Raw genomic sequence first — 21504 nt, 5'->3', positions numbered from 1 at the left:
AATGTCTCCCCACCATGCACATTTTCACTATTCAATCGCGTGGACAGCTTGTGCATAAATCAGATTACTGTCTGATTTAACATTAAAAAACAGGACTGACTAAATTTTAAGTACAACTTTACTACCAAACAAAATGCACATTTTCCCCAAACAAGCGTGTGCAAAGGCTGTGAATAAGTAAGCTTAATAATTGATATTTCAAAGCAAAAAGATACTTGATTAATTTTTAAGCAGTTTATTAAAGGCCGTCTGAAACCTTTTTCAGACGGCCTGAGAGTATAATAACCACCTACCTTATAGTTCCCAAACGATATGATTTACCCATGGCATGAAACCCAATGGCAACAGCTCGCCGCCCATTGGCAAAACCGACCCAACGCTTGGCTGTTTACCGGCAAAGAAAATACCGGCAAAACCGAGTTTGCCCGCTTTGTCGCGCAGGCATTGCTGTGCGAATCGCCCAAGTCCGGCCATGAACCCTGCGGCGAGTGTGCTTCGTGCCATTTGTTCAGCCAAAACACCCATCCCGACTTTTACGAACTCACGCCGGAAATGCCCGAAGGCGAGGCAACAGGACGCAAACTCCTGCAAATCAAAATCGATGCCGTGCGCGATATTGTGGAAAACATTTACCTGACCGCTGTCCGCGGCGGACTGCGCGTGGTATTGGTGCATCCGGCTGAAAGCATGAACACACAGGCGGCAAACGGTTTGTTGAAAGCTCTGGAAGAGCCGCCGCAACACGTCGTTTTCCTGCTCGTTACCCATGCGCGCGACAAACTCCTGCCTACCATCAAAAGCCGTTGCCGCCAGATGGTGCTGCCCTCGCCTACCCATGAGCAGGCTGCGGCATACCTGCGCCAACAGGGTGTGGGAAATGCTGAAGCCTTGTTGGCATTTCACAGCGGCGCACCTTTATTCACGCCGACTCCCGAATTGGACGCATTACGCGAAGAGTTGCTGACTCTGCTGGCCGCACCGCGCCTGTTAGCCATACTCGACTACGCCGCCGCGTTCGACAAACAAAAACAACCGCTGGCCGTTTTCATCGACTGGTTGCAAAAGTGGCTGATGGATGTCGGCTTGGCACAACAAAGCATGGCGCCGCTTTATTATCCGCACCATGCCCAAGCCCTGCTTCAGACGGCCTCTAAAACCGATTCACGCAAACTGTTTGCCCTATTGGGCCGTCTGAACGCGCTCAACCCTTACGGATACCATACCTTGAGTGTTAAAATGCAGCTTGAGTATCTGCTTATCGAATATTTAGATTTTTGGCAAAACAAACCCTAACAGGTAATCAATGATGAATAAAAAAGACATTCCGGCGAAGATGTTGGCCTTGCAACTCAAAGACCCCAATCTGTTGTACAACTGCTATATGCCGTTTTTAGAACACGGCGGCCTGTTCGTACCGACCGATGACGTATTCTCACTAGGCGAAGACATCCTCTTGGCCGTCGAAATCGCCGACTATCCCAAACGCTTCCTGCCAACTAAAGTCGTTTGGATCAATCCGGCGCGCACCTCGGCCCATCGCCCCAAAGGCGTAGGCCTTGCATTCTCCGAACACGAAAGCTGCCTGCAGGCAAAAAACCTGATCGAAGCCGAGCTTGGCCCGCGCCTGCGCAGCGACCGCACTACTTTTACCCTGTAATACCATGTATTTAATCGATTCACATTGCCATCTCAACTTTGACGGCTTAAAAGACCGCCTGCCCGAAGTCTTTGCCAATATGGAAGCGCAAAGCGTCAAACAGGCGCTTGCCATCAGCGTCAGCAAACAAAGTTTTGCCGAAGTCTTCGACATTGCTCAGGCAAATGACCACATCTACTGCACCATCGGCATACATCCCGACAGCCAAGAAGCAGAAGAATTTACCATTGCCGAAATGGTAGAGGCCGCCAAACATCCGAAAATCGTCGGTATCGGCGAAACCGGTTTGGACTATTACTGGTGCAAAGGCGATTTGTCATGGCAACATCAACGCTTTGCCGACCATATCCAAGCAGCCAACGAAAGCGGCCTGCCCGTTATCGTCCACACGCGCGATGCAGCCGAAGACACGTTGCGGATTTTGAAAGAATGCCACACTAATTCCGGCGTGATTCATTGCTTCTCTGAAGACATCGCCTTTGCCAAAGCCACTTTGGATTTAGGGTTATACATCTCCTTCTCCGGCATTGTGACGTTTAAAAACGCACCGCTGATTCAGGAAGCCGCCAAATACGTCCCAGCCGATAGAATCTTGGTAGAAACCGATGCACCCTTCCTCGCGCCGGTTCCCAAACGCGGCAAACAAAACGAGCCGTCCTACGTCCGCTATACAGCCGAATTCGTAGCCAATCTGCGCGGCGAGAGCTTGGAAACATTGGCACAAAACACCAGCGACAATTTCTACCGCCTGTTTAAGAAAGTACCTGACAGCCGTCTGAACAACGGCTAGTTCTAAGGCTTTCTACCACCGGTTCTGCCTCAAACGCAGCGGCAAACTCAAAATGGCTCAAGACAGAAACGACAACAAAATCGGCTTGCGCTATCTTCCGAACGGCCGGACCTTTAAAGAATGGGAATATTTCCATCAACACAATAAATGAATTTAAATTCAAAATATTGCTTTCCTAAGCCCAGCAAAGCTCAAGGCCGTCTGAAAGTATTTTCAGACGGCCTCTTGCTTATTTTACCGATAGGATGTAAAACCTATCCTTCGAAATAAACGGTTCATCGAAACCGTACACCCATCGACACAATATGGACACGAACTCCGAAATGCACACCCACTCTAATTTTTACGCCATGTTGACAGCCGCCTGCCAAAAAAACGGTAAAGGCACGGTCATTTTCAACGACAAAGAAAAAATCAGCTATTCCTCCCTCAAACACGAAGTAGAAACCGTCGCCGCCTATCTGCAACACGAAGGCGTACAATATGGCGACAAGGTCGCCCTTGTCGTTTCCAACTCTCCCGAATTTATTGCCGCCTATTTCGCCATTACTTCCATCGGCGCAGTAGCCGTCCCACTCAACGTCTTTTTGAAAAGCGAAGAATTTTCCTACATCCTCAATGACTGCGACGCACACTTTATGTTCGCCTCCGCGCCGTTGGCCAAAGAACTCAAAAACATCAAAGCCAAAACCAAAGTCCGTAAAATCATCTGGATTGGCGAAACCCAAGCCGCCAGTGGCGAAGACAGCTATTTCGATGCCGCACGCACATTCCCCGGCAAGCCGAATCTGAGCCGTCAGCCGTCTGTCAACGATTTGGCGCACATTATCTACACCTCCGGTACAACCGGCCATCCCAAAGGCGCATTAATCAGTTACAGCAACCTGTTTTCCAACCTTTCGGGCATCGAACAAATTTTCCAAATTTCAAGCAAAGACCGCTTCGTCGTCTTCTTGCCGATGTTCCACAGCTTTACGCTGACTGCCATGGTTTTGCTGCCGATATATCAAGCCTGCTCGATTATTTTGGTCAAATCCGTCTTCCCGTTCTCCAACGTGTTGAAACAGGTTTTGCTCAAACGCGCTACCATTTTCCTCGGCGTACCGGCTATTTACACCGCCATGAGCAAGGCCAAAATTCCTTGGTATTTCAGATGGTTCAACCGCGTCCGCCTGTTTATCAGCGGCGGCGCGCCTTTGGCCGGACAAACCATTGACGACTTCAAAGCCAAATTCCCGCGTGCCAAATTGCTGGAAGGCTACGGCTTGAGCGAATGCTCGCCCGTCGTGGCCGTCAATACGCCCGAACGCCAAAAAACCGCCAGCGTCGGCGTCGCCCTGCCCGGCCTGACCGTGAAAGCCGTCGATGACGAATTGGTCGAAGTGCCGCGCGGCGAAGTGGGCGAACTGATCATCAAAGGCGGCTCGGTCATGCAAGGCTACCTCAATATGCCTGACGCCACAGATGAAACCATCGTCAACGGTTGGCTGAAAACCGGCGACTTTGTCACCATAGACGAAGACGGCTTCATCTTCATCGTCGACCGCAAAAAAGACCTAATTATCTCCAAAGGCCAAAACGTCTATCCGCGCGAAATCGAAGAAGCCATCTACAAACTCGAAGCCGTGGAAGCCGCCGCCGTCATTGGCGTGAAAGACCAATACGCCGATGAAGAAATCATTGCCTTTATCCAACTCAAAGAAGGCATGAAGCTGGAAGAAGCCGAAGTCCGCAGCCACCTGCGCGGCCTGTTGGCAAACTTTAAAATCCCCAAACAAATCATCTTCCAAGACGAGCTGCCGCGCAATGCCACCGGCAAAGTGTTAAAACGCAAACTCAAAGAACAGTTTCAAGACTAAACCGCTGTTTCAGACGGCCTCTTGATTCATGCAGGCCGTCTGAAAACAACCTGTATTCCACAAACCTTTTCAGACGGCCACAACCATGACGACACCTATACTCGAAATCGAAAACCTAAACGGCTCCTTTCCGAGCAAGCAAGTCCTGCACAATATCAACCTGACCTTGCAACCCGGCCGCAAGCTGGCATTGGTTGGTGAGAGCGGCAGCGGCAAAACCGTATTGTCGCAAGGCATTATGCGCCTCAACCCGATGGTTAGCTTTGAAGGCCGTCTGAAATATTGCGGAACCGACCTGCTGACCCAGTCCGAACGCGCCCTGCAAAAGCTGCGCGGCTGCGAAATCGGCATGGTGTTTCAAGAACCCATGACCGCCCTCAACCCCGTGATGCGCGTCGGCGAACAAATCGCCGAAGTCCTGACCCTGCATTTGGGTTTGGATAAAAAACAGGCATGGGCGCGCGCCATCGAACTCCTAGACGAAACCGGCATCCACCAGCCCGAGCAAAAAGCCCAGGCTTATCCGTTCCAACTTTCCGGCGGCCAACGCCAGCGCGCCATGATTGCCATGGCCGTATCCGCCCAACCCAAGCTCCTGATTGCCGACGAACCGACCACTGCTTTGGACGTTGCCGTTCAAGCCCAAATCCTCGACCTGCTCTCACGCCTGCAGGAAGAACACGGCATGACCATGCTCTACATTACGCACGACTTAAACCTCGTGCGCCGTTTTGCCGACGATGTCGCCGTTATGCGTAACGGCCGCATCCTTGAAACCGGCAAAGCAGCCGAAGTCTTCGCCAATCCGCAGCACGAATACACCAAAATGCTGCTCAACGCCGGCACAACGCGCCGAGTGGCCCCCTTGCCTGAAAACCCGGCCACCGTACTTAAGGCCGAGCACGTCGCCTTTTCCGTCAAAGAATCGGACGGTTGGTTTAAAAAACGCGACAAAACCATTCTCAACCCCATTTCTTTCGACCTCAAATCCGGCGAAACCTTAGGCATCATCGGCGAAAGCGGCAGCGGCAAAACCACACTGGCCAAAGCCGTTATGCACCTTATCGATTCCGAAGGCAGCCTGATTGTCAACGGCGAACCATGGAAACACGAATTGAGACGCGAAATCCAAATGGTGTTCCAAGACCCGTTCGGCGCATTCAATCCGCGCATGAACGTCTTCGATACCGTTTCCGAAGCCTTACGCGTGCACGAACCTGAAATGCCGCGCGAAGAAATGCGCCGCCGCGTCGAAGAAGTCCTCAAACAAGTCGGCCTGCCCGAAGACGCACTCGAACGCTATCCGCACGCATTTTCCGGCGGCCAACGCCAACGCCTCGCCATCGCCCGCGCCATCATTGTCCGCCCGAAAATCCTCGTATTGGACGAACCAACCAGTGCGCTCGATGTCCAATGGCAACAACAAATCCTTGAATTACTCAGCGGCCTGCAAAAAGAATACGGCCTCGCCTTCATCATCATCAGCCACGACCTCGCCGTCATCCGCGCCATTTCCCACCGCGTGATGGTGTTGAAAGACGGTCAAGTCGTTGAAGAAGGCGAATGCGAAAGCGTATTTGCCAATCCGGCCAGCGACTACACACGTCATTTGATTGCCCACTCCGGCCACATGGTCCAAGAGGCCGTCTGAATCTTTAAGGATTACGATAGACGCATTTCAAAAAAACTATTACCGAGTGGCGGCACTTGAAATTTTCCCAGTCTGCCACTATCCTGAACAACATATTTATCGATCCCCATTCAAAAGGAAACAAACATGAGCAGCGAATTGATTATCCACGCCAGCGATGCCAGCTTCGAACAAGACGTTTTGAAATCCGACGTACCTGTATTGCTGGACTTCTGGGCACCATGGTGCGGCCCTTGCAAAATGATCGCCCCAATCTTGGACGACATTGCCTCCGAATTCCAAGGCCGTCTGAAAGTCGTTAAAATCAACATCGACGACAATGAAGCCACTCCTGCCAAATTCGGCGTTCGCGGCATCCCTACCCTGATGGTGTTCAAAAACGGCGAAAACGTTGCCACTAAAGTTGGCGCATTGGCTAAAGGTCAACTGACTGCATTCGTTGAAGCCTCTATCGCTTGAGGCTTTAAGCATATAAAAAGGCCGTCTGAAAATTGTTTTCAGACGGCCTTTTTTGTATTCATTAAGCAGCCAATGGTTTCAAAGTCAGGCTGGCATTTTCAGCTTTCACTTTAAACAGCAAATCAATATTCGGATGTTTGCCCGGATTGGCTTCGGCATCGGCAACATGTTCGGCAAACCATGCCAGGCCGCGTTCTGCCGCCGCTGCGTCAAGTTTACCGCCAAACTCTTGCGCCAAAGCATGGTAAAGCTTGAGCGAGCCTTGTTTGCCGGGTGCATTGGGAATGTGATGAACCACATTGCCCTCTTTGTCGAGAATATCTAAGCCGCTCAAATGATCGATGGCAGGCATGGCGGCAAGATTATCTTGGAAGCTCATGATTGTCCTTTCTGATGTGGGTTTTAAAGCAAACCATATAACAAGGCCGTCTGAAAGTTTAGGTTTGACACTTTTCAGACGGCCTTAAACATTTCAATTAACGTGTACCGAAAATCTTATCGCCGGCATCGCCCAAACCGGGAATGATGTAGCCGTGTTCGTTCAAGTGGCTGTCGAGCGCGGCAGTGTAGATGGTTACATCAGGATGCGCGTCATTGACGGCTTTTACGCCTTCCGGAGCGGCAACCAATACCAATGCTTTGATGTTACGGCAACCTTTGGCTTTTAAAAGGTCGATGGTGGCAACCATAGAGCCGCCGGTCGCCAACATTGGGTCAATAATCAGTGCGGGACGTTCGTCCATGCTGTCGACAAATTTTTCAAAATAAGAAACCGGTTTCAAAGTTTCTTCATCGCGCTGCAAGCCGACAACGCTGATTTTGGCAGTCGGAATCAGGTCGAGTACGCCGTCAAGCATACCCAAACCGGCACGCAAAATCGGGACAACGGTCAGCGTTTTGCCTTTGATGCGGTCGCCTTCAATAGAGCCGCACCAGCCGTCAATAATATATTTTTCAATTTCAAAATCACGGCTGGCCTCATATGCCATCAGACGTGCCAACTCGGTGGTAAGCGTGCGGAATTTGTAAGTGCTGCAATCCGCTTCACGCATCAGCGTGAGTTTGTGGCGGACTAAAGGGTGGTTGATAACGGTAACGTTCATGTTGATTTTCCGAATTGCGTTGATGGAGGGGGATTATACTTTTTTTCGCATGGCGCGCAAAGTGCGTATTCATGCGAAAGGCCGTCTGAATCAGGGTTTCAGACGGCCTTTGTCAACAATTTTACATTACGGAATATTGTGGATAATTAAGCTTTCAGCAATTCTTGCAGTTCGCCTGCTTCATACATTTCCATCAAAATGTCGGAGCCGCCGACAAATTCGCCGTTAACGTACAGTTGAGGAATGGTCGGCCAGTCGCTGTATTCTTTAATGCCTTGGCGTACGGCATCGTTTTCCAATACGTTGACAGTCACATAGTCGGTGCAACCTGCCGCATTGAGGATTTGTACGGCACGGGAAGAGAAGCCGCATTGCGGAAATTGCTTCGTGCCTTTCATGAACAATACGACGCGGTGTGTGGTAACGACTTCTTTGATTTGATCGTGGATAGAGGACATGGTGTGTTCCTTTTTACTAAATCGGTTGTTCGGGAAAAATCAAATTTCCCGCCATTATACGCAAATTGATGAAGTTGAGGGGCGTTTATCAACGTCGGATCTGACCGTTGCCGTTGATGTAGAACTTGGTCGAAGTCAGCGCTTCCAAACCCATCGGGCCGCGGGCGTGCATTTTTTGGGTGGAAATACCAATTTCCGCGCCCAATCCGAAAACAAAGCCGTCGGTGAACCGAGTGGACGCATTGACATAAACCGCCGCCGCATCAATGCTTTCTTGGAAAAACTCGGCATGGGCAATGCTTTGGGTCACAATCGCTTCCGAGTGATGCGTCGTATGGCCGTTAATCCAATCGACGGCTTCTTCCACTGATTTTACCGTTTTGACCGACATAATATAGTCAAGAAACTCGGTACTGTAATCTTCCTCGGTTGCCAAAACAGCATTTTTAAAAATACGCAGCGCTTCCTGATCGGCTCTAAATTCGATCGGATGCACTTTGGCAACGGCTTCTTCCAGTTTTGGCAAAAACGCTTCCGCTATCTTTTCATGAACAACCAAAGACTCCGCGGCATTGCACACGCTCGGACGCTGCGTTTTCGCGTTCACGACGATATTGACCGCCATCTCCAAATCGGCACTGTCATCCACATAAATATGGCAATTACCGACTCCGGTTTCAATGACGGGAACTTTCGATTTCTCTTTCACCGTCTGAATCAAGCGCGCGCCGCCGCGCGGAATCAGTACATCAATATAATCAACCGCCTGCATCAATTCCTCAGCGGCAGCATGACTGGTATCTTCAACCAGCTGCACCACATCGGCATCCATCCCCGCTTTTACCAAAGTCTGCCTGATGACGGCAATCAATGCGGTATTGGAATGGATGGCATCGCGACCGCCGCGCAAAATAATGGCATTGCCGGTTTTAAAGGCCAGAGAAAACGCATCGACCGAAACATTCGGGCGGCTTTCAAAAATCATGGCAACCACGCCCAAAGGCACGCGTTTTTGAACTATTTTCAAACCGTCCAAATTGATATAGCCGCGGACAACCTGCCCAATTGGGTCCTGCAAATCGGCAACCTGCCCAACGCCTTCCGCAATGCCTTTGATGCGTTCGTGATTCAAACGCAGCCTGTCGAGCATAATGTCCGAAATGCCGTTTTCTTTTGCAGCGGCCAAATCGCGGGCATTTTCTGCCAAAATCATCTCAGCCTGTTCAACCAACGCCGTTGCAACCTGACGCAGCAGATTGTTTTTTTCCAAGCTTCCCAAGCTGATTAACGTTTTACTGGCTTTTTGGGCATTCTTGCCCAACTGTTCGATATAGCTCATCAAACCTCCCTATTTCTCTTGTGCAAACCACGTTCCAATAGGCGCGCCATCTAAAACCTGAAGAATATCGCGCGGATTGGCGCTGTTCATCAACACCATCTGGCCGTGATGTTCAAACATCATCTGCGCACTCTTAATCTTACTGAACATGCCGCCCGTACCAAACTTACTGCCCGATCCGCCGGCAGAAGCAATAATTTCTTCGGTAATATCGGCAACATGGCTGCGCAGCTTGGCATCGGCGTGAACAGCCGGATTTTTATCAAACAAACCGTCAATATCGGACAACATAATCAGCAAATCGGCTTTAACGATTTTCGCCACGACTGCCGACAAACGGTCGTTATCGCCAAACTTGGTGGCATGGTCCATCTCATCCACGCTGACCGCGTCGTTCTCATTGACAATAGGGATGACGCCGATGGAAAGCAGGGATTCAAAAGCATTGGTAACGTTTGCCAAACTTTCCGGATATTCGACCACATCACGCGTCAGCAGGATTTGCGATACCGTCATCCGATAATGGGAAAAAATCTGCGAGTAAAGGCTCATCATGGCCACTTGGCCGACGCTGGAAACAGCCTGCTGCTGCGCCATTTCCGCCGGACGTTTTTCCATGTTGAGGACATTCAGCCCAAAGCCCATCGCGCCGGAAGACACCAGCACAATTTCTTTGTCCTTACTGACCAAGCTGGAAATGACAAAGGCCAGTTGGTCGATTTTTGCCAAATTGATTTTGCCGTTTGGCAACACCAACGAACTGGTTCCAATCTTAATAACAATGCGTTTTACTGCTTCAAAATCTCGTTTCATTATTCTCCTCTGCTTTCTATTTTTATGATTGCATGCGGCATTATTTCAGCCAAACGTATCCATATCATAACTGCGAAGCAATAGAAAATACAGACAAAATTAAAAACGCTTCCTTTAAAAGCCGTATTTTCAGCTCTTATCCGAATCCGTTAATAACAAAATAAAAGGCCGTCTGAAACCCTATTTCAGGTTTCAGACGGCCTTTTACCGATTGTTTAAACTCTAGCCTGTCACGATAAATACAGACCGTTCCCTACAAAAGCTTATTGGTGTTCAGAAATAATTTTCAGCATTTGTGCCAATACTTTAGGATTGGCCGCAACGATGTCGCCGCTTTCCAACCAGCCTTCATCGCCGGACATATCGGTAACGATGCCGCCTGCTTCTTGGACAATCAATGCACCGGCGGCAATATCCCAAGGTTTGAGGTTGAACTCAAAGAAACCGTCCAAACGGCCGGCCGCAACGGCACACAAATCCAAAGAAGCCGCGCCTTCACGACGGCCGCCGGCGGTTTTTGACAAGAAATCTTTCAAAATCGCCAGATACTTGTCCATCATGCTTTGATCGACAACAGGGAAGCCGGTACCAATCAGGCAGCGGTTCAATTCGATGCGGTTGGAAACGCGGATACGGCGGTCGTTGAGCAACGCGCCTTTGCCGCGGGAAGCCATGTATACGTCGTTGCGCTCAGGTGCGTACACCAAAGCTTCTTGCAACACGCCTTTGTGCAGGAGTGCCATAGAGATGGCGTATTGGGGATGGCCGTGGAGGAAGTTGGTTGTGCCGTCGAGCGGGTCGATAATCCATTCGTACTCGGCGGTGGCTTTACCGTGGGAGCCGCCTTCTTCGCAAGTGATTTTATGATGCGGATAGGCTTCTTTGAGCGCTTCCACCAAAATCATCTCGGAGCTGCGGTCAACATCGGAAACGAAGTCGTTGAATGCTTTGCTGTCTACTTTGACGGCATCCAGATTGCCGGCGGCGCGAATCATCATTTGCCCTGCTTTACGGGCGGCTTTGAAAGCGGTATTTAAAAACGGATTCATGGTTTTCTTCCTAATTCAGGTAAAATACGCCCTAATGCGCCGAACAGGCACACAAGAGGCTGTTAATCGTTTCCGATGCTGTTAAAGAACATTTCAGACGGCATGGAAAAAGGCCGTCTGAAAACAAAAAGATGGCGCATTATACCTGATTCCCGTACAAACAGAAAACAAAACATGACTTCCGAAAAACCCGCCCTGCCCGCCTATCTGGACAATATCCGCATCATCCTCACGCGTACCAGCCATCCCGCCAATATCGGCTCCGCCGCCCGCGCCATGAAAACAATGGGCCTGCACAAACTGACCATCGTTGCCCCCAATCTGATGGCAACGCCGATGACGGAAAATCCGCCCGTATTCGATCCGGAGCATCCGCAATCGTTTAAATTACCGGAAGAAAGTTTCATCCTCGCTTCCGGTGCGGCAGACGTTTTGGAAAATGCCACCATTGCTGCCTCTTTGGACGAAGCCCTTGCCGACACCACCATCGCCTGCGCCCTGACCAGTCGCCGCCGCGAAATCACCGCGCCGCTGCAAACCCCGCGCGATTTGGTGCCCGAATTACTGCAGGCCGCCAACCGAGGCGAAAAAGTGGCACTGGTTTTCGGCAACGAGACTTTCGGCTTGAGCATCGAAGAAGTCCAAGCCTGCAACCGACTGATGACCATCAACGGCAATCCCGACTATTTCTCGCTCAACCTCGCCCAAGCCGTGCAGGTCGTGTGCTACGAAATCTTCAGCCAAACCGATTCGCCCATGACCCATCTTCAACAGGAAGACCACGCTGCGACCCATGAGCAAATCAAAGGCATGGTCGCCCACATGGAAAGCGTGATGAACGACATCGGCTTTTTCAACCGCCGCAACGGCGAGCGCCTGATGCGCCGTATGCAGAGCCTGTTCGGACGCGCCAACACGCAAACCGAAGACATCGACATCCTGCGCGGTTTTTTCAATACCGTCAGCCACCGTATCCATAAAAAAGACTGATTTAAGGCCGTCTGAAAACATTACAAGCTTTTTCAGACAGCATGACTGATATTCGGATAAGCATGAATTACGCCCTAGACGCATTATGGTGGAAACTCACCAGCCAACCCGTCCGCGACCTCGCCTCGCTGCTGACTGCGCCCCCTTTGTGGCAAAGCGGTTGCGAATTGAGCGTGCGCGAACTATTGGGGGAGCACGGTTTCCGCTACCTTTTGGCATTGGACGCCGATCCCGCGCCGCTGATGGATCACCTTGCCCAACGTTCCCCATTCGGCCACCGTCTCGGCATTTATGCCGAAGAGTTGTTGACGTTTTGGTTTGCCAACGCGCCGCACGCCAAACTGCACGCATACAACCTGCCCGTTTTTTCAGACGGCCAAACTTTAGGTGCCGCGGATTTTGTCGTTTCCCTCAACCAACAGCCCTACCATATCGAGCTGGCGTGTAAATACTACGGCGGAGACCAAGTGCAAAACCTGCACGGTCTCAACCCTAAAGACACGCTGACGGACAAGGCCGCCAAATTGGTGCAGCAATCCCAGCTGCTACATACACTGCAAGGCAAAGCAGCCTTAACCGCACAAGGCCTGCCGGAAAATCCGCTTCCTGCTTCCATCGTGCGCGGCATCGGATTTTTTCCACAAGGTTTCCATGCTTTTGAGCCGCCACTTAACTCATACGGCTGGCGCGGCATCTATATTCAAGATTGGGCGGAATACTGGTTTGAACACCAAGAAGTCCGCTACCACCTGCTCGACCGTATGGCCTATCTCGCGCCTGCTCGTGTCGCCGAAACCGAAACATTGAACGAAACCGAAATCCGCCGTATCGACCAAGGCTTGATTGCCGTTTTGGAATTACGGCCGGACGGCTTTTGGCACGAAATCGAACGCATCATGAAGGCCGTCTGAAACCCTTTACCAACTTTAAGAGAACCCATTACATTATGAACGCCGCACAACTCGACCATACCGCCAAAGTTTTGGCTGAAATGCTGACTTTCAAACAGCCTTCCGATGCCGTCCTCTCCGCCTATTTCCGCGAACACAAAAAGCTCGGCCGCCAAGACCGCCACGAAATCGCCGAAACAGCCTTTGCCGCATTGCGCCACTATCAAAAAATCAGTACCGCCCTGCGCCGTCCGCACGCGCAGCCGCGCAAAGCAGCACTCGCCGCACTGGTTCTCGGCAGAAGCACCAACATCAGCCAAATCAAAGACCTGCTTGATGAAGAAGAAACAGAGTTCCTCGGCAATTTGAAAGCCCGCAAAACCGAGTTTTCAGACGGCCTGAATACCGCCGCAGAATTGCCGCAATGGCTGGTAGAACAACTGCAACGGCATTGGAGCGAAGAAGAAATCCTCGCCTTCGGCCGCAGCATCAACCAACCTGCCCCGCTCGACATCCGCGTCAATACCTTGAAAGGCAAACGCGATAAAGTGCTGCCATTGTTGCAAGCCGAAAGTGCCGATGCAGAAGCCACGCCTTATTCGCCTTGGGGCATCCGCCTGAAAAACAAAATCGCGCTTAACAAACACGAGCTATTTTTAGACGGTACACTGGAAGTCCAAGACGAAGGCAGCCAGCTGCTTGCCTTATTGGTGGGCGCAAAACGCGGCGAAATCATTGTCGATTTCTGTGCCGGTGCCGGCGGTAAAACTTTGGCTGTCGGCGCGCAAATGGCCAACAAAGGCAGAATCTACGCATTCGACATCGCCGAAAAACGCCTTGCCAACCTCAAACCGCGCATGACCCGTGCCGGACTGACCAATATCCACCCCGAACGCATCAGCAGCGAACACGATACCCGTATCGCCCGACTGGCAGGCAAAGCCGACCGCGTGTTGGTGGACGCGCCCTGCTCCGGTTTGGGTACTTTACGCCGCAATCCCGACCTCAAATACCGCCAATCCGCCGAGACCGTGGCCAACCTTTTGGAACAGCAACACAGTATCCTCGATGCCGCCTCCAAACTGGTGAAACCGCAAGGCCGTTTGGTTTACGCCACCTGCAGCGTGTTGCCGGAAGAAAACGAGTTGCAAGTCGAACGTTTCCTGTCCGAACATCCCGAGTTTGAACTCGTCAACTGCGCCGAACTGCTGCAAAGCCTGAAGGTTGATTTGGATACCGGAAAATACCTGCGCCTCAACTCTGGAGAACACCAAACCGACGGTTTCTTTGCCGCTGTATTGCAACGTAAGGATTAAGGTTGAAAAAGGCCGTCTGAAATCCTTTCAGACGGCCTTTTTAATAGATTTTTTACATTAAAATCATTAGAAACGATAGTCGCGCTCTGCAATAATATACTTTAAGGCATGTATCTTGACCTTTCATCAGAATATTGTGAAAAGCTGGAAAAAATGCTTTATGCTTTGTAAATGTATGTGTTCTCGTTCAAAATTCGCCCGGTCATGCCTCAGGCGATACCCGATACGGACAACGATAATATATAAATCATTTGGTTAGAAATCATGCCGCATATTTATTCTTCCCCCACAAAGCTCCGTTTATTGTCATCGGCCGTTGCCGTCGCCTGCTGTCTGATGCCGTTTCAGACGGCCTCTGCATACAGCCTGCAAGACATCCTCAGGGATGCTTTAATCAGCGACCCGATTGTGCGTGAAGCAAAAGCCACTCAAGAAGCAGCGCAAAGCACGACCAAAGCTACGCGTGCGCGCCATTATCCTGTCGTTACCCTGACCGGCACGAAAGTGCTGGCGCAACACAATAAATATAACAGCAACGACATGGATGACGGTATCGGCGTGCGCGGCAGCGTGAACATCTACTCATGGGGTGCGATTGAAGCCGCCGTCCGCCGCGACCGCAGCCGCGAAGAATACTATCAACACAAATACACCGAAAGCCAAGAGCAGCTCGGCAGCGATATCGGCCGCCTCTACCTGAGCGCATTGCGTGCAAAAGAAACCCTGATCCTCAACGAGCAGACTTTAGCGCGCCACAACAACCTCTTAAAAGACTTGGACACCATCGTCAAATATGATGCCGGCCGTCGTTCCGAGCTGATTGAAGCGCGCGCGCGCCAACTACAAGTGGCAAACATCATTGCCCAACAACGCCGCACCATGGATTTGGCCCTGAGCCGCCTGTCCCGCTATACCTCGCGCCAGCTGACTGCCAACGACTTGGAAGATCCGTTTAAAAACGACACGGCGAAATCCATCACTGAACGCTTCAACAATCCCAACCGCAACAACAATCCGTCCTATCAGGCGCAATTGGCCGAGCGCGACAGCGTCCGTGCCGATTTGGACGCCTCCAAAGCCGAACGCCTGCCTGCCCTCAATTTGGAAGGCAGTGCAACGCGCAACACCAGACAGCTTTATTTAAACGTTGCATGGAATGTGTTGGATATTGCCGCACGACACAATGTGGAACGCAATGCCAAATCATTGATTGCCGCAGAAGCCAAGTCCGAACAAATCCTGCGCGACATGAACGAACGCGTTCAAACGTCGGCCATCGATATGCAGGAAAGCGAACAGCGTACCGTGCTGACGGCGCAACACATCGCCGCCCAAAAAGAAGTCATCAAAGTGTATGAATTGCAATTTAAAATCGCCCGACGTACGCTGACCGACGTTTTGAGCGCATACAGCGAGTTATCCTCCATCGAGCAGGATTATGTTGCCGCCCGCAACGATTTCCGCGATGCGGCGCTTGACTATTTAAATACCCAAGCCAAAATCTCCGCTTGGGTCGGTTTGGCACAAAAATAAAGCCATATCCGCCGGTTAAACCAAAAACATTACGCGAAAAAATATGAAAGCCATCATTGAACACATCGTTTTAGTGACCCGCCTTTTGGGTGCGCCCGTATCCGAAGCCGCTTTGTCCGCCGAAGTCGTGCGCGACAAAAAGCTCAAGGTCAACTATCACTCACTGGTCGAAGTCCTGCGCAGTCACGGCTTTGAAAACACCTTATCCAAACGCAATCTGGAAGACATCCCCTCGCTCGCTGTGCCGGTTATGATTATCCTGCACAACGAAGAAGCAGCGGTCATCACCCAAATCGAAGGCTCCGGCCAAGAACGCAAATACCATATCCGCCAGGTTGACGGTTTGGAACAGGAACTCAGCCACGAGCAGCTCTCCGGCCTGTATTTGGGCTACTGCTGGTTTATCAAACCCAAAATGGCTACCGATATGCGCTCGGAGCTGCCTGAATACCATTTGCCCAAAGCATGGTTTTGGAAAGTCATTTGGCGTTTCCGCAGCTACTACTACCAAGTCATCTTGGCCACCATCATCATCAACTTCCTTGCGCTCGTCAGCTCCCTGTATGTGATGAACGTGTACGACCGCGTGATTCCCAACCAAGCCTATGAGACCTTGTGGGTATTGAGCATCGGCGTGGTCTTGGCGATTTTGTTTGAGTTTGCCGCCAAGATGATTCGCGGCCACTTGACCGATATTGCCGGCAAAAAAGCCGACCTGATCATCAGCTCCGCCCTGTTCCGCCGCGTGATGGCATTGCGTCTGGCAGACCGTCCTGCTTCTTCCGGTTCATACGCCAGCAACCTGCGCGAATTTGAAGCCGTGCGCGAGTTCATGACCAGTGCCAGCTTGTTGACCATCGTCGACTTGCCTTTCCTGTTGCTGTTTATCTTCGTGATTTCCATGGTCGGTGGCAAACTGGCACTCGTTCCCCTGACCATCATTCCGATTGTCGTGATTGTCGGTTTTGTCGTACAACGACCGCTCTCGCGCCACATTAACGAATCGATGAAAGAAGGTTCGCAACGCTCCGGCCTTGCCGTTGAAGCCATCGAAGGCATCGAAACCCTGAAAACCAACAACGCCACATCTTGGGCGCAACAACGTTGGGACGAATACACCGCCAAAACTTCCGCCTCTTCCATCAAAGTCAAAGACACCAGCAACTTCATGGTCAACTTTGCCGTTGCCATGCAGCAGCTCAATACCGTCTTTTTGGTCGTCGTCGGTACCTATCTGATTCATGCCGACAACCATGCGGAACGCATCACCATGGGTGCATTGATTGCCTCCGTGATTCTGTCCGGCCGTGCTTTGGCGCCATTGGCACAAATTGCCGGTTTGGCCACCCGCTTCCAACAGGCCAAACTTGCCCTCAAAGGCGTAAACGACATCGTTACCCGCCCTATCGAGCGCAATCCGGAACGCAAATATATTACTTTGGACAATGTTCAAGGCAATATTACCTTTGAAAACGTATCGTTCAAATATCAAGCCGACAACAACAGCGCCGTAGAAGACTTGCGCCTGACCATCAAACCGGGCGAAAAAGTCGGTATTTTGGGCCGTATCGGTAGCGGTAAAAGTACCATGCTCAAACTGGCTAGCGGTCTGTACGATACTGAAAAAGGCAACGTTACCCTTGACGGCGTCGATATGCGCCAGCTTGACCCCAACTTCCTGCGCGATCAAGTCCTACTGTTGAGCCAATCGCCACGCCTGTTCCTCGGCACATTACGCGAAAACATGGACTTGGCACGTACCGGCAGCTACTCTACTGACCAAGACCTACTGACTGCGCTCAACCGCTTCGGCCTCGACAAAATCATCCGCAACCATCCGCGTGGTTTGGATATGCCTCTGGGTGAAGACGGCTTGGGCTTGTCTGGCGGTCAAAAACAAATCATCGCACTGGCGCGCATGACCTTGCGCAATCCGAAAGTCGTCCTGCTGGACGAGCCAACCACCAGCCTGGACCAAGCTACTGAACGCATGGCGCTCAATGCCATCGCCCAATGGGGTCGCAACCGCACCATGCTTTTGGTAACCCACCGTCCGCAAGTGCTGCAAATCGTCAACCGCATCATTGTCATGGACAATGGTAAAGTCGTGATGGACGGCCCGCGTGACCTGGTATTGCAAAAACTCATGCAAAACGAACAGGCCAAAGCAGCCAACATCAAACAACAACAGCAACAAGCTGCTGCACAGCAGCAACAACAAGCTGCCACAGCCCCTCAATCGGCAGCACAATAAAGCAAAAGGCCGTCTGAAACCTACTTACCCTTTCAGACGGCCTGCCCTAATGGTTAAAATCCACCAAACACAATAAAGATACACGATTATGAGCCGCGAAAACAACGTCAAATCCAAAGACCTACACCTCATCAACGACCTCAATGCCGCCCTTCAAAAAGAAAAACACAGCGGCCAATTTTGGGTCATCATCCTATTCTTCCTTTTCCTAGTCGTCTTCGTCGTCTGGGCATACAACAGCCCTGTCGAAGAAGTGACCCGCGGCAACGGCAATATCATTCCCAGTAGCCGTGAGCAAGTGATTCAAAGCCTCGACCCCGGCATCGTAACCGAAATCATGGTTAAAGAAGGCGATATGGTCGAGAAAGATCAGATTCTGATGAAACTCGACGACACGCGCAGCTCCGCCGTTTTACGAGAAAGCGAAGCCAAAGTCGAAAACCTCGAAGCCACCGTTGCCCGCCTTAAAGCCGAAGCCTACGGCACCAAGCTCTCCTTCCCTGACAGCGTGGGCCCTGAGCTGCGCCGTCGCGAAATTGCCGCCTACAAAGCACGCCGTCAAGCCATGACCGACGCCGTCAGCGGCCTTTCCCAAAGCAAGGCCGCACTTGACCGCGAAATCGCTATTACTGCGCCTATGGTTGCCGAAGGCGTAGTTTCCGAAGTCGAACTCTTAAGAATGCGCCGTGAGTCTGCCGACTTGGCCACCCAAATTTCCGAACGCCGCAACCGCTACAAAGCCGATGCCAACAACGAACTTTTGCAAGCTGAATCCGAGCTGGCGCAATCCAAAGAAAACGTTGCCATGCGTGCCGACCCGGTTGAACGCTCGCAAATCCGTGCGCCTATGCGCGGCATCGTCAAAGGCATAAAAGTCACCACCATCGGCGGCGTTGTGAACGCAGGCGAAGACATCATGCAAATCGTCCCAGTTGACGACAAACTGCTGGTCGAAGCCTATATCCGTCCGCAAGACATCGCCTTTATCCGAGCAGGCCAACCTGCATTGGTTAAAGTCAGTGCCTACGACTACTCCATCTACGGCGGTTTGGAAGGCAAAGTTACCCTCGTCGGCGCCGATACCATCAGCAACTCCATGCAAAACCGTGCCAACGACTTGAAACTCGACCCGAACCAAGTCTATTACCGTGTTCTCGTCCAAACCGAAAACAACTCCCTGAAAGACAAAAACGGCAAACCGATGCCGATTATTCCGGGCATGGTTGCAACGGTAGACATCAAAACCGGTGAAAAAACCATCTTCCAATACCTGATCAAACCGATTACGCGTATGAAACAAGCGTTGAGCGAACGCTAATCGATAAACTGATAAAAGGCCGTCTGAAAGTTTTCAGACGGCCTTTGATTTATGTTTTCACTATGCCTGCTTATCCGGCAGATAAATTATTTCTCCTTAAACGTAGCTCCGATAAATGTCCTTTTCGGATTGCCGCGCTCAACTTGATAGAGTTGCGCGTGCTGCTCCTGCGCAAAATTTCCAGCTTGTCCGGCATGATGTTCCGCCAACTTTTGCGCCAATAACATGACCGCCAATTTCTTATTGGCATGCTGGCTGCGTTCGCTCTCGACCCGTACAGAAATGCCGCTTTCTTTATGGGTGGCGCGGACGGCGCTTTCGGTTTTATTGACGTGTTGCCCACCCTTGCCGCCCGAACGGCAGGTTTGAAACTCGATTCCGTTTTCAGACGGCATTTCATACGTCTGCGGCATATCGGGCAGGCGGAAAACGCCTATATACCAATTTTTGCGCGGATGTTTCGGGCGGACAGGGCTGGGACATATCCATTGGAGCGTCCCCTGCCAAGTTTGTGCCAAACTTTCGGCTTTCTGCCCTTCCAATTTGAGCGTTGCCGACAAAATGCCGTGCTTATCGGATGTTTCAGTAACAAGTTCAGCATCAATGCCTTTTGCTTGAGCTTCTGCAAGCAATTTGCCCAAGACGAAACGGGCAAATATGCGGCACTCTGCCGGCCCTTGCGCGGTGGAAATTTGCAGATAAATCACTGGTGTATTCTGTTTCATCTTTACGCTCCACACTCGCCGCCGGTTTTATAAGTCAAAACAGGCTTAAACCGCGCGACCAATTCAATCAAACCTGCGTTTTTCATGGCGGCAATAACGCTGTCAATGCTTTTATAAGCCTGCGGCGCTTCTTCAAAAATCAGGGCCTTATCCTGACAAATGACTACGCTGCCAAATTCGGTCTGGCGCAGGCTGTCAGCAGTATATTTGTGCGACAGCCTGCCTTTGCATTCACCGCGCTGCCACTTCCGACCTGCGCCGTGAGCCAAGGTATTCAACGAAATTTGGCAATCTTCGGCAGGTCGGACCAGATAGCTGTAATCGCCGCGCGAGCCGGGTATCATAACCAAGCCTTTATCGGTGGGCGTTGCGCCTTTTCGGTGCAGCCAACCGGTCGTGCCGTCAATCTCGGTTTGTTCCAAAAAATTATGATGGACATCGAGCAGGCATGTTCCTTCTGCGCACCAACAGTCGAGCATTCTGGCCGCAATCAAACGGCGGTTAAGGCTGGCAAATTCAAGAGCCGTTTGATGTTCGGCTAGATAAGCTGCCGCCGCTTCGCCCTCTTCCGCCAAACCTTGATGCCCAAAGGCGGCAATATGGCGTTGCAAAATCTGCTGACCCAATCCGCGCGAACCGCTATGCACCAACAGTTGCAGATGGTTTTCATCAAAATCGGGCGGAAGCAGATCGGCGCGATAAACAGTATCAACGGTTTGCAACTCGGCAAAATGGTTGCCGCCGCCAATCGTACCTACGGCAAGGCCGTCTGAAAATTGGCGCATATCGACAGCGTCGCCTAATAAATCGACCTGTTCGTCTTTATCCAACGGCGTATCGATATTGCCCAGCTGTTTGGCGAGTTTGGCCGGTTTGAGTTTGGCTGCGCGTAAATCGGTCTGCCAAAACGCCATGCCGCAACCGATGTCGTTCCCAATCAGGGCAGGATAAAAATGGCGGTCGCTGAAAAATGCCGCACCAACCGGATAACCGCGCCCTGCGTGTAAATCCGGCATTCCGGCAACGCGTAGCATATGCGGTAATCGGGCGGTGGTTTCGAGCTGTGCGACAGCGTTGCCTTCAATCCATGTATTTGAATCGGCAATAATTTGAATATGATGGGGATAATTGCCCATGTGTTTATGCTTTCTTTAAAACGGATAGAAACCGACAACTGATGACAATAGGTATCCACCGTCTGCGAAATGTTCAGACGGCCTGGTTTCTAGCCGATAATTGTAGGGAAAGCAGCCCGAAGCGGGCGACATGGAATGCGAAAAGCGTTATCCGAAAATCAGAC

Annotated in this window: 21 protein-coding genes; 13 read left to right on the top strand and 8 right to left on the bottom strand. The window is 51.3% G+C overall.

The features are described 5' to 3' along the window. Nucleotides 1-312 precede the first annotated feature (312 nt). The 7 genes from ACTHUR_RS01440 (at nt 313) to trxA (ending at nt 6416) form a co-directional block, all read left to right on the top strand. Nucleotides 313-1293, top strand: coding sequence for a DNA polymerase III subunit delta' (locus ACTHUR_RS01440; RefSeq protein ID WP_070588368.1), 981 nt, complete (start codon nt 313-315; stop codon nt 1291-1293). A 10-nt stretch (nt 1294-1303) separates the two neighbouring features. Continuing rightward, the gene (locus ACTHUR_RS01435; protein ID WP_003682949.1) at nt 1304-1657 is read left to right on the top strand and encodes a PilZ domain-containing protein; all 354 of its coding nucleotides are present in this window, start codon (nt 1304-1306) and stop codon (nt 1655-1657) included. A gap of 4 nt (nt 1658-1661) precedes the next feature. Next, on the top strand, nt 1662-2447 hold the full coding sequence (locus ACTHUR_RS01430; protein WP_440361130.1) for a TatD family hydrolase: 786 nt from the start codon (nt 1662-1664) through the stop codon (nt 2445-2447). Nucleotides 2448-2499: 52 nt separating this feature from the next. Next, nucleotides 2500-2598: a hypothetical protein gene (locus tag ACTHUR_RS01425; protein ID WP_083300566.1), complete on the top strand. Its 99-nt coding sequence runs from the start codon at nt 2500-2502 to the stop codon at nt 2596-2598. A gap of 154 nt (nt 2599-2752) precedes the next feature. Beyond that, complete coding sequence (locus ACTHUR_RS01420; RefSeq protein WP_070588366.1) at nt 2753-4306, top strand: fatty acid--CoA ligase; 1554 nt, start codon at nt 2753-2755, stop codon at nt 4304-4306. 85 nt (nt 4307-4391) lie between these two features. Then, nucleotides 4392-5957 carry an ABC transporter ATP-binding protein gene (locus ACTHUR_RS01415; RefSeq protein ID WP_049335567.1) on the top strand — a complete coding sequence of 522 codons (1566 nt, stop codon included), beginning with the start codon at nt 4392-4394 and terminating at the stop codon, nt 5955-5957. A gap of 126 nt (nt 5958-6083) precedes the next feature. After that, on the top strand, nt 6084-6416 hold the full coding sequence (trxA, locus tag ACTHUR_RS01410; RefSeq protein WP_003681479.1) for a thioredoxin TrxA: 333 nt from the start codon (nt 6084-6086) through the stop codon (nt 6414-6416). Nucleotides 6417-6477: 61 nt separating this feature from the next. Here the strand turns inward: trxA and ACTHUR_RS01405 are convergent, their stop codons facing one another. The 6 genes from ACTHUR_RS01405 to ACTHUR_RS01380 all read right to left on the bottom strand — a co-directional run bounded on the left by ACTHUR_RS01405 (nt 6478) and on the right by ACTHUR_RS01380 (nt 11178). Then, nucleotides 6478-6795: a DUF2322 family protein gene (locus tag ACTHUR_RS01405; RefSeq protein ID WP_049335566.1), complete on the bottom strand. Its 318-nt coding sequence runs from the start codon at nt 6793-6795 to the stop codon at nt 6478-6480. A gap of 97 nt (nt 6796-6892) precedes the next feature. Then, nucleotides 6893-7519 (bottom strand): uracil phosphoribosyltransferase, encoded by a 627-nt coding sequence (gene upp / locus ACTHUR_RS01400; RefSeq protein ID WP_004519527.1) that lies wholly within the window; start codon nt 7517-7519, stop codon nt 6893-6895. 146 nt (nt 7520-7665) lie between these two features. Continuing rightward, a complete protein-coding gene (gene grxD, locus ACTHUR_RS01395) occupies nt 7666-7977 on the bottom strand; it encodes a Grx4 family monothiol glutaredoxin (RefSeq protein WP_003681608.1) in 312 nt (103 codons plus the stop codon). Nucleotides 7978-8065: 88 nt separating this feature from the next. Then, complete coding sequence (locus tag ACTHUR_RS01390; RefSeq protein WP_049335564.1) at nt 8066-9316, bottom strand: glutamate-5-semialdehyde dehydrogenase; 1251 nt, start codon at nt 9314-9316, stop codon at nt 8066-8068. Between the two features lie 9 nt (nt 9317-9325). Continuing rightward, nucleotides 9326-10129, bottom strand: a complete 804-nt coding sequence (gene proB / locus ACTHUR_RS01385; protein ID WP_049335562.1) for a glutamate 5-kinase — start codon at nt 10127-10129, stop codon at nt 9326-9328. A 263-nt stretch (nt 10130-10392) separates the two neighbouring features. Next, nucleotides 10393-11178 carry an inositol monophosphatase family protein gene (locus ACTHUR_RS01380; RefSeq protein WP_004519521.1) on the bottom strand — a complete coding sequence of 262 codons (786 nt, stop codon included), beginning with the start codon at nt 11176-11178 and terminating at the stop codon, nt 10393-10395. Nucleotides 11179-11352: 174 nt separating this feature from the next. On the opposite strand from ACTHUR_RS01380, the gene ACTHUR_RS01375 reads away from it, so the two are divergent. From ACTHUR_RS01375 to ACTHUR_RS01350, 6 genes are all read left to right on the top strand, one after another. Continuing rightward, complete coding sequence (locus tag ACTHUR_RS01375) at nt 11353-12168, top strand: RNA methyltransferase (RefSeq protein WP_049335615.1); 816 nt, start codon at nt 11353-11355, stop codon at nt 12166-12168. Between the two features lie 41 nt (nt 12169-12209). After that, complete coding sequence (locus ACTHUR_RS01370) at nt 12210-13079, top strand: DUF1853 family protein (protein ID WP_049335560.1); 870 nt, start codon at nt 12210-12212, stop codon at nt 13077-13079. A 35-nt stretch (nt 13080-13114) separates the two neighbouring features. Next, nucleotides 13115-14374 (top strand): RsmB/NOP family class I SAM-dependent RNA methyltransferase, encoded by a 1260-nt coding sequence (locus ACTHUR_RS01365; RefSeq protein ID WP_049335559.1) that lies wholly within the window; start codon nt 13115-13117, stop codon nt 14372-14374. A gap of 264 nt (nt 14375-14638) precedes the next feature. After that, nucleotides 14639-15907 carry a TolC family protein gene (locus ACTHUR_RS01360; RefSeq protein WP_432760740.1) on the top strand — a complete coding sequence of 423 codons (1269 nt, stop codon included), beginning with the start codon at nt 14639-14641 and terminating at the stop codon, nt 15905-15907. 43 nt (nt 15908-15950) lie between these two features. Beyond that, a complete protein-coding gene (locus ACTHUR_RS01355) occupies nt 15951-18161 on the top strand; it encodes a type I secretion system permease/ATPase (RefSeq protein ID WP_440361131.1) in 2211 nt (736 codons plus the stop codon). 88 nt (nt 18162-18249) lie between these two features. Next, on the top strand, nt 18250-19479 hold the full coding sequence (locus ACTHUR_RS01350) for an HlyD family type I secretion periplasmic adaptor subunit (RefSeq protein WP_440361132.1): 1230 nt from the start codon (nt 18250-18252) through the stop codon (nt 19477-19479). 86 nt (nt 19480-19565) lie between these two features. Here the strand turns inward: ACTHUR_RS01350 and prfH are convergent, their stop codons facing one another. Further along, nucleotides 19566-20204, bottom strand: a complete 639-nt coding sequence (prfH, locus tag ACTHUR_RS01345; protein WP_440361133.1) for a peptide chain release factor H — start codon at nt 20202-20204, stop codon at nt 19566-19568. 2 nt (nt 20205-20206) lie between these two features. Further along, a complete protein-coding gene (locus ACTHUR_RS01340; RefSeq protein ID WP_107857224.1) occupies nt 20207-21340 on the bottom strand; it encodes an RNA ligase RtcB family protein in 1134 nt (377 codons plus the stop codon). Between the last annotated feature and the right edge of the window lie 164 nt (nt 21341-21504).

This window comes from Neisseria sp. P0021.S007 (genome assembly GCF_051956855.1).
Note: the sequence above shows the minus strand (reverse complement) of the source record. Positions and strands in the feature narration are given on the sequence as shown.

Excerpts from the sequence above, each read along its gene's own strand:
- ACTHUR_RS01370 (WP_049335560.1), top strand. The coding sequence starts at position 12,210 with ATGACTGATATTCGGATAAGCATGAATTACGCCCTAGACGCATTATGG.
- proB (WP_049335562.1), bottom strand. The coding sequence starts at position 10,129 with ATGAAACGAGATTTTGAAGCAGTAAAACGCATTGTTATTAAGATTGGA.
- ACTHUR_RS01350 (WP_440361132.1), top strand. The coding sequence starts at position 18,250 with ATGAGCCGCGAAAACAACGTCAAATCCAAAGACCTACACCTCATCAAC.
- ACTHUR_RS01435 (WP_003682949.1), top strand. The coding sequence starts at position 1,304 with ATGATGAATAAAAAAGACATTCCGGCGAAGATGTTGGCCTTGCAACTC.
- prfH (WP_440361133.1), bottom strand. The coding sequence starts at position 20,204 with ATGAAACAGAATACACCAGTGATTTATCTGCAAATTTCCACCGCGCAA.
- trxA (WP_003681479.1), top strand. The coding sequence starts at position 6,084 with ATGAGCAGCGAATTGATTATCCACGCCAGCGATGCCAGCTTCGAACAA.
- ACTHUR_RS01390 (WP_049335564.1), bottom strand. The coding sequence starts at position 9,316 with ATGAGCTATATCGAACAGTTGGGCAAGAATGCCCAAAAAGCCAGTAAA.
- ACTHUR_RS01425 (WP_083300566.1), top strand. The coding sequence starts at position 2,500 with ATGGCTCAAGACAGAAACGACAACAAAATCGGCTTGCGCTATCTTCCG.
- ACTHUR_RS01375 (WP_049335615.1), top strand. The coding sequence starts at position 11,353 with ATGACTTCCGAAAAACCCGCCCTGCCCGCCTATCTGGACAATATCCGC.
- ACTHUR_RS01355 (WP_440361131.1), top strand. The coding sequence starts at position 15,951 with ATGAAAGCCATCATTGAACACATCGTTTTAGTGACCCGCCTTTTGGGT.
- ACTHUR_RS01360 (WP_432760740.1), top strand. The coding sequence starts at position 14,639 with ATGCCGCATATTTATTCTTCCCCCACAAAGCTCCGTTTATTGTCATCG.
- grxD (WP_003681608.1), bottom strand. The coding sequence starts at position 7,977 with ATGTCCTCTATCCACGATCAAATCAAAGAAGTCGTTACCACACACCGC.
- ACTHUR_RS01415 (WP_049335567.1), top strand. The coding sequence starts at position 4,392 with ATGACGACACCTATACTCGAAATCGAAAACCTAAACGGCTCCTTTCCG.
- ACTHUR_RS01440 (WP_070588368.1), top strand. The coding sequence starts at position 313 with ATGATTTACCCATGGCATGAAACCCAATGGCAACAGCTCGCCGCCCAT.
- ACTHUR_RS01380 (WP_004519521.1), bottom strand. The coding sequence starts at position 11,178 with ATGAATCCGTTTTTAAATACCGCTTTCAAAGCCGCCCGTAAAGCAGGG.
- ACTHUR_RS01420 (WP_070588366.1), top strand. The coding sequence starts at position 2,753 with ATGGACACGAACTCCGAAATGCACACCCACTCTAATTTTTACGCCATG.
- ACTHUR_RS01430 (WP_440361130.1), top strand. The coding sequence starts at position 1,662 with ATGTATTTAATCGATTCACATTGCCATCTCAACTTTGACGGCTTAAAA.
- ACTHUR_RS01340 (WP_107857224.1), bottom strand. The coding sequence starts at position 21,340 with ATGGGCAATTATCCCCATCATATTCAAATTATTGCCGATTCAAATACA.
- ACTHUR_RS01405 (WP_049335566.1), bottom strand. The coding sequence starts at position 6,795 with ATGAGCTTCCAAGATAATCTTGCCGCCATGCCTGCCATCGATCATTTG.
- upp (WP_004519527.1), bottom strand. The coding sequence starts at position 7,519 with ATGAACGTTACCGTTATCAACCACCCTTTAGTCCGCCACAAACTCACG.
- ACTHUR_RS01365 (WP_049335559.1), top strand. The coding sequence starts at position 13,115 with ATGAACGCCGCACAACTCGACCATACCGCCAAAGTTTTGGCTGAAATG.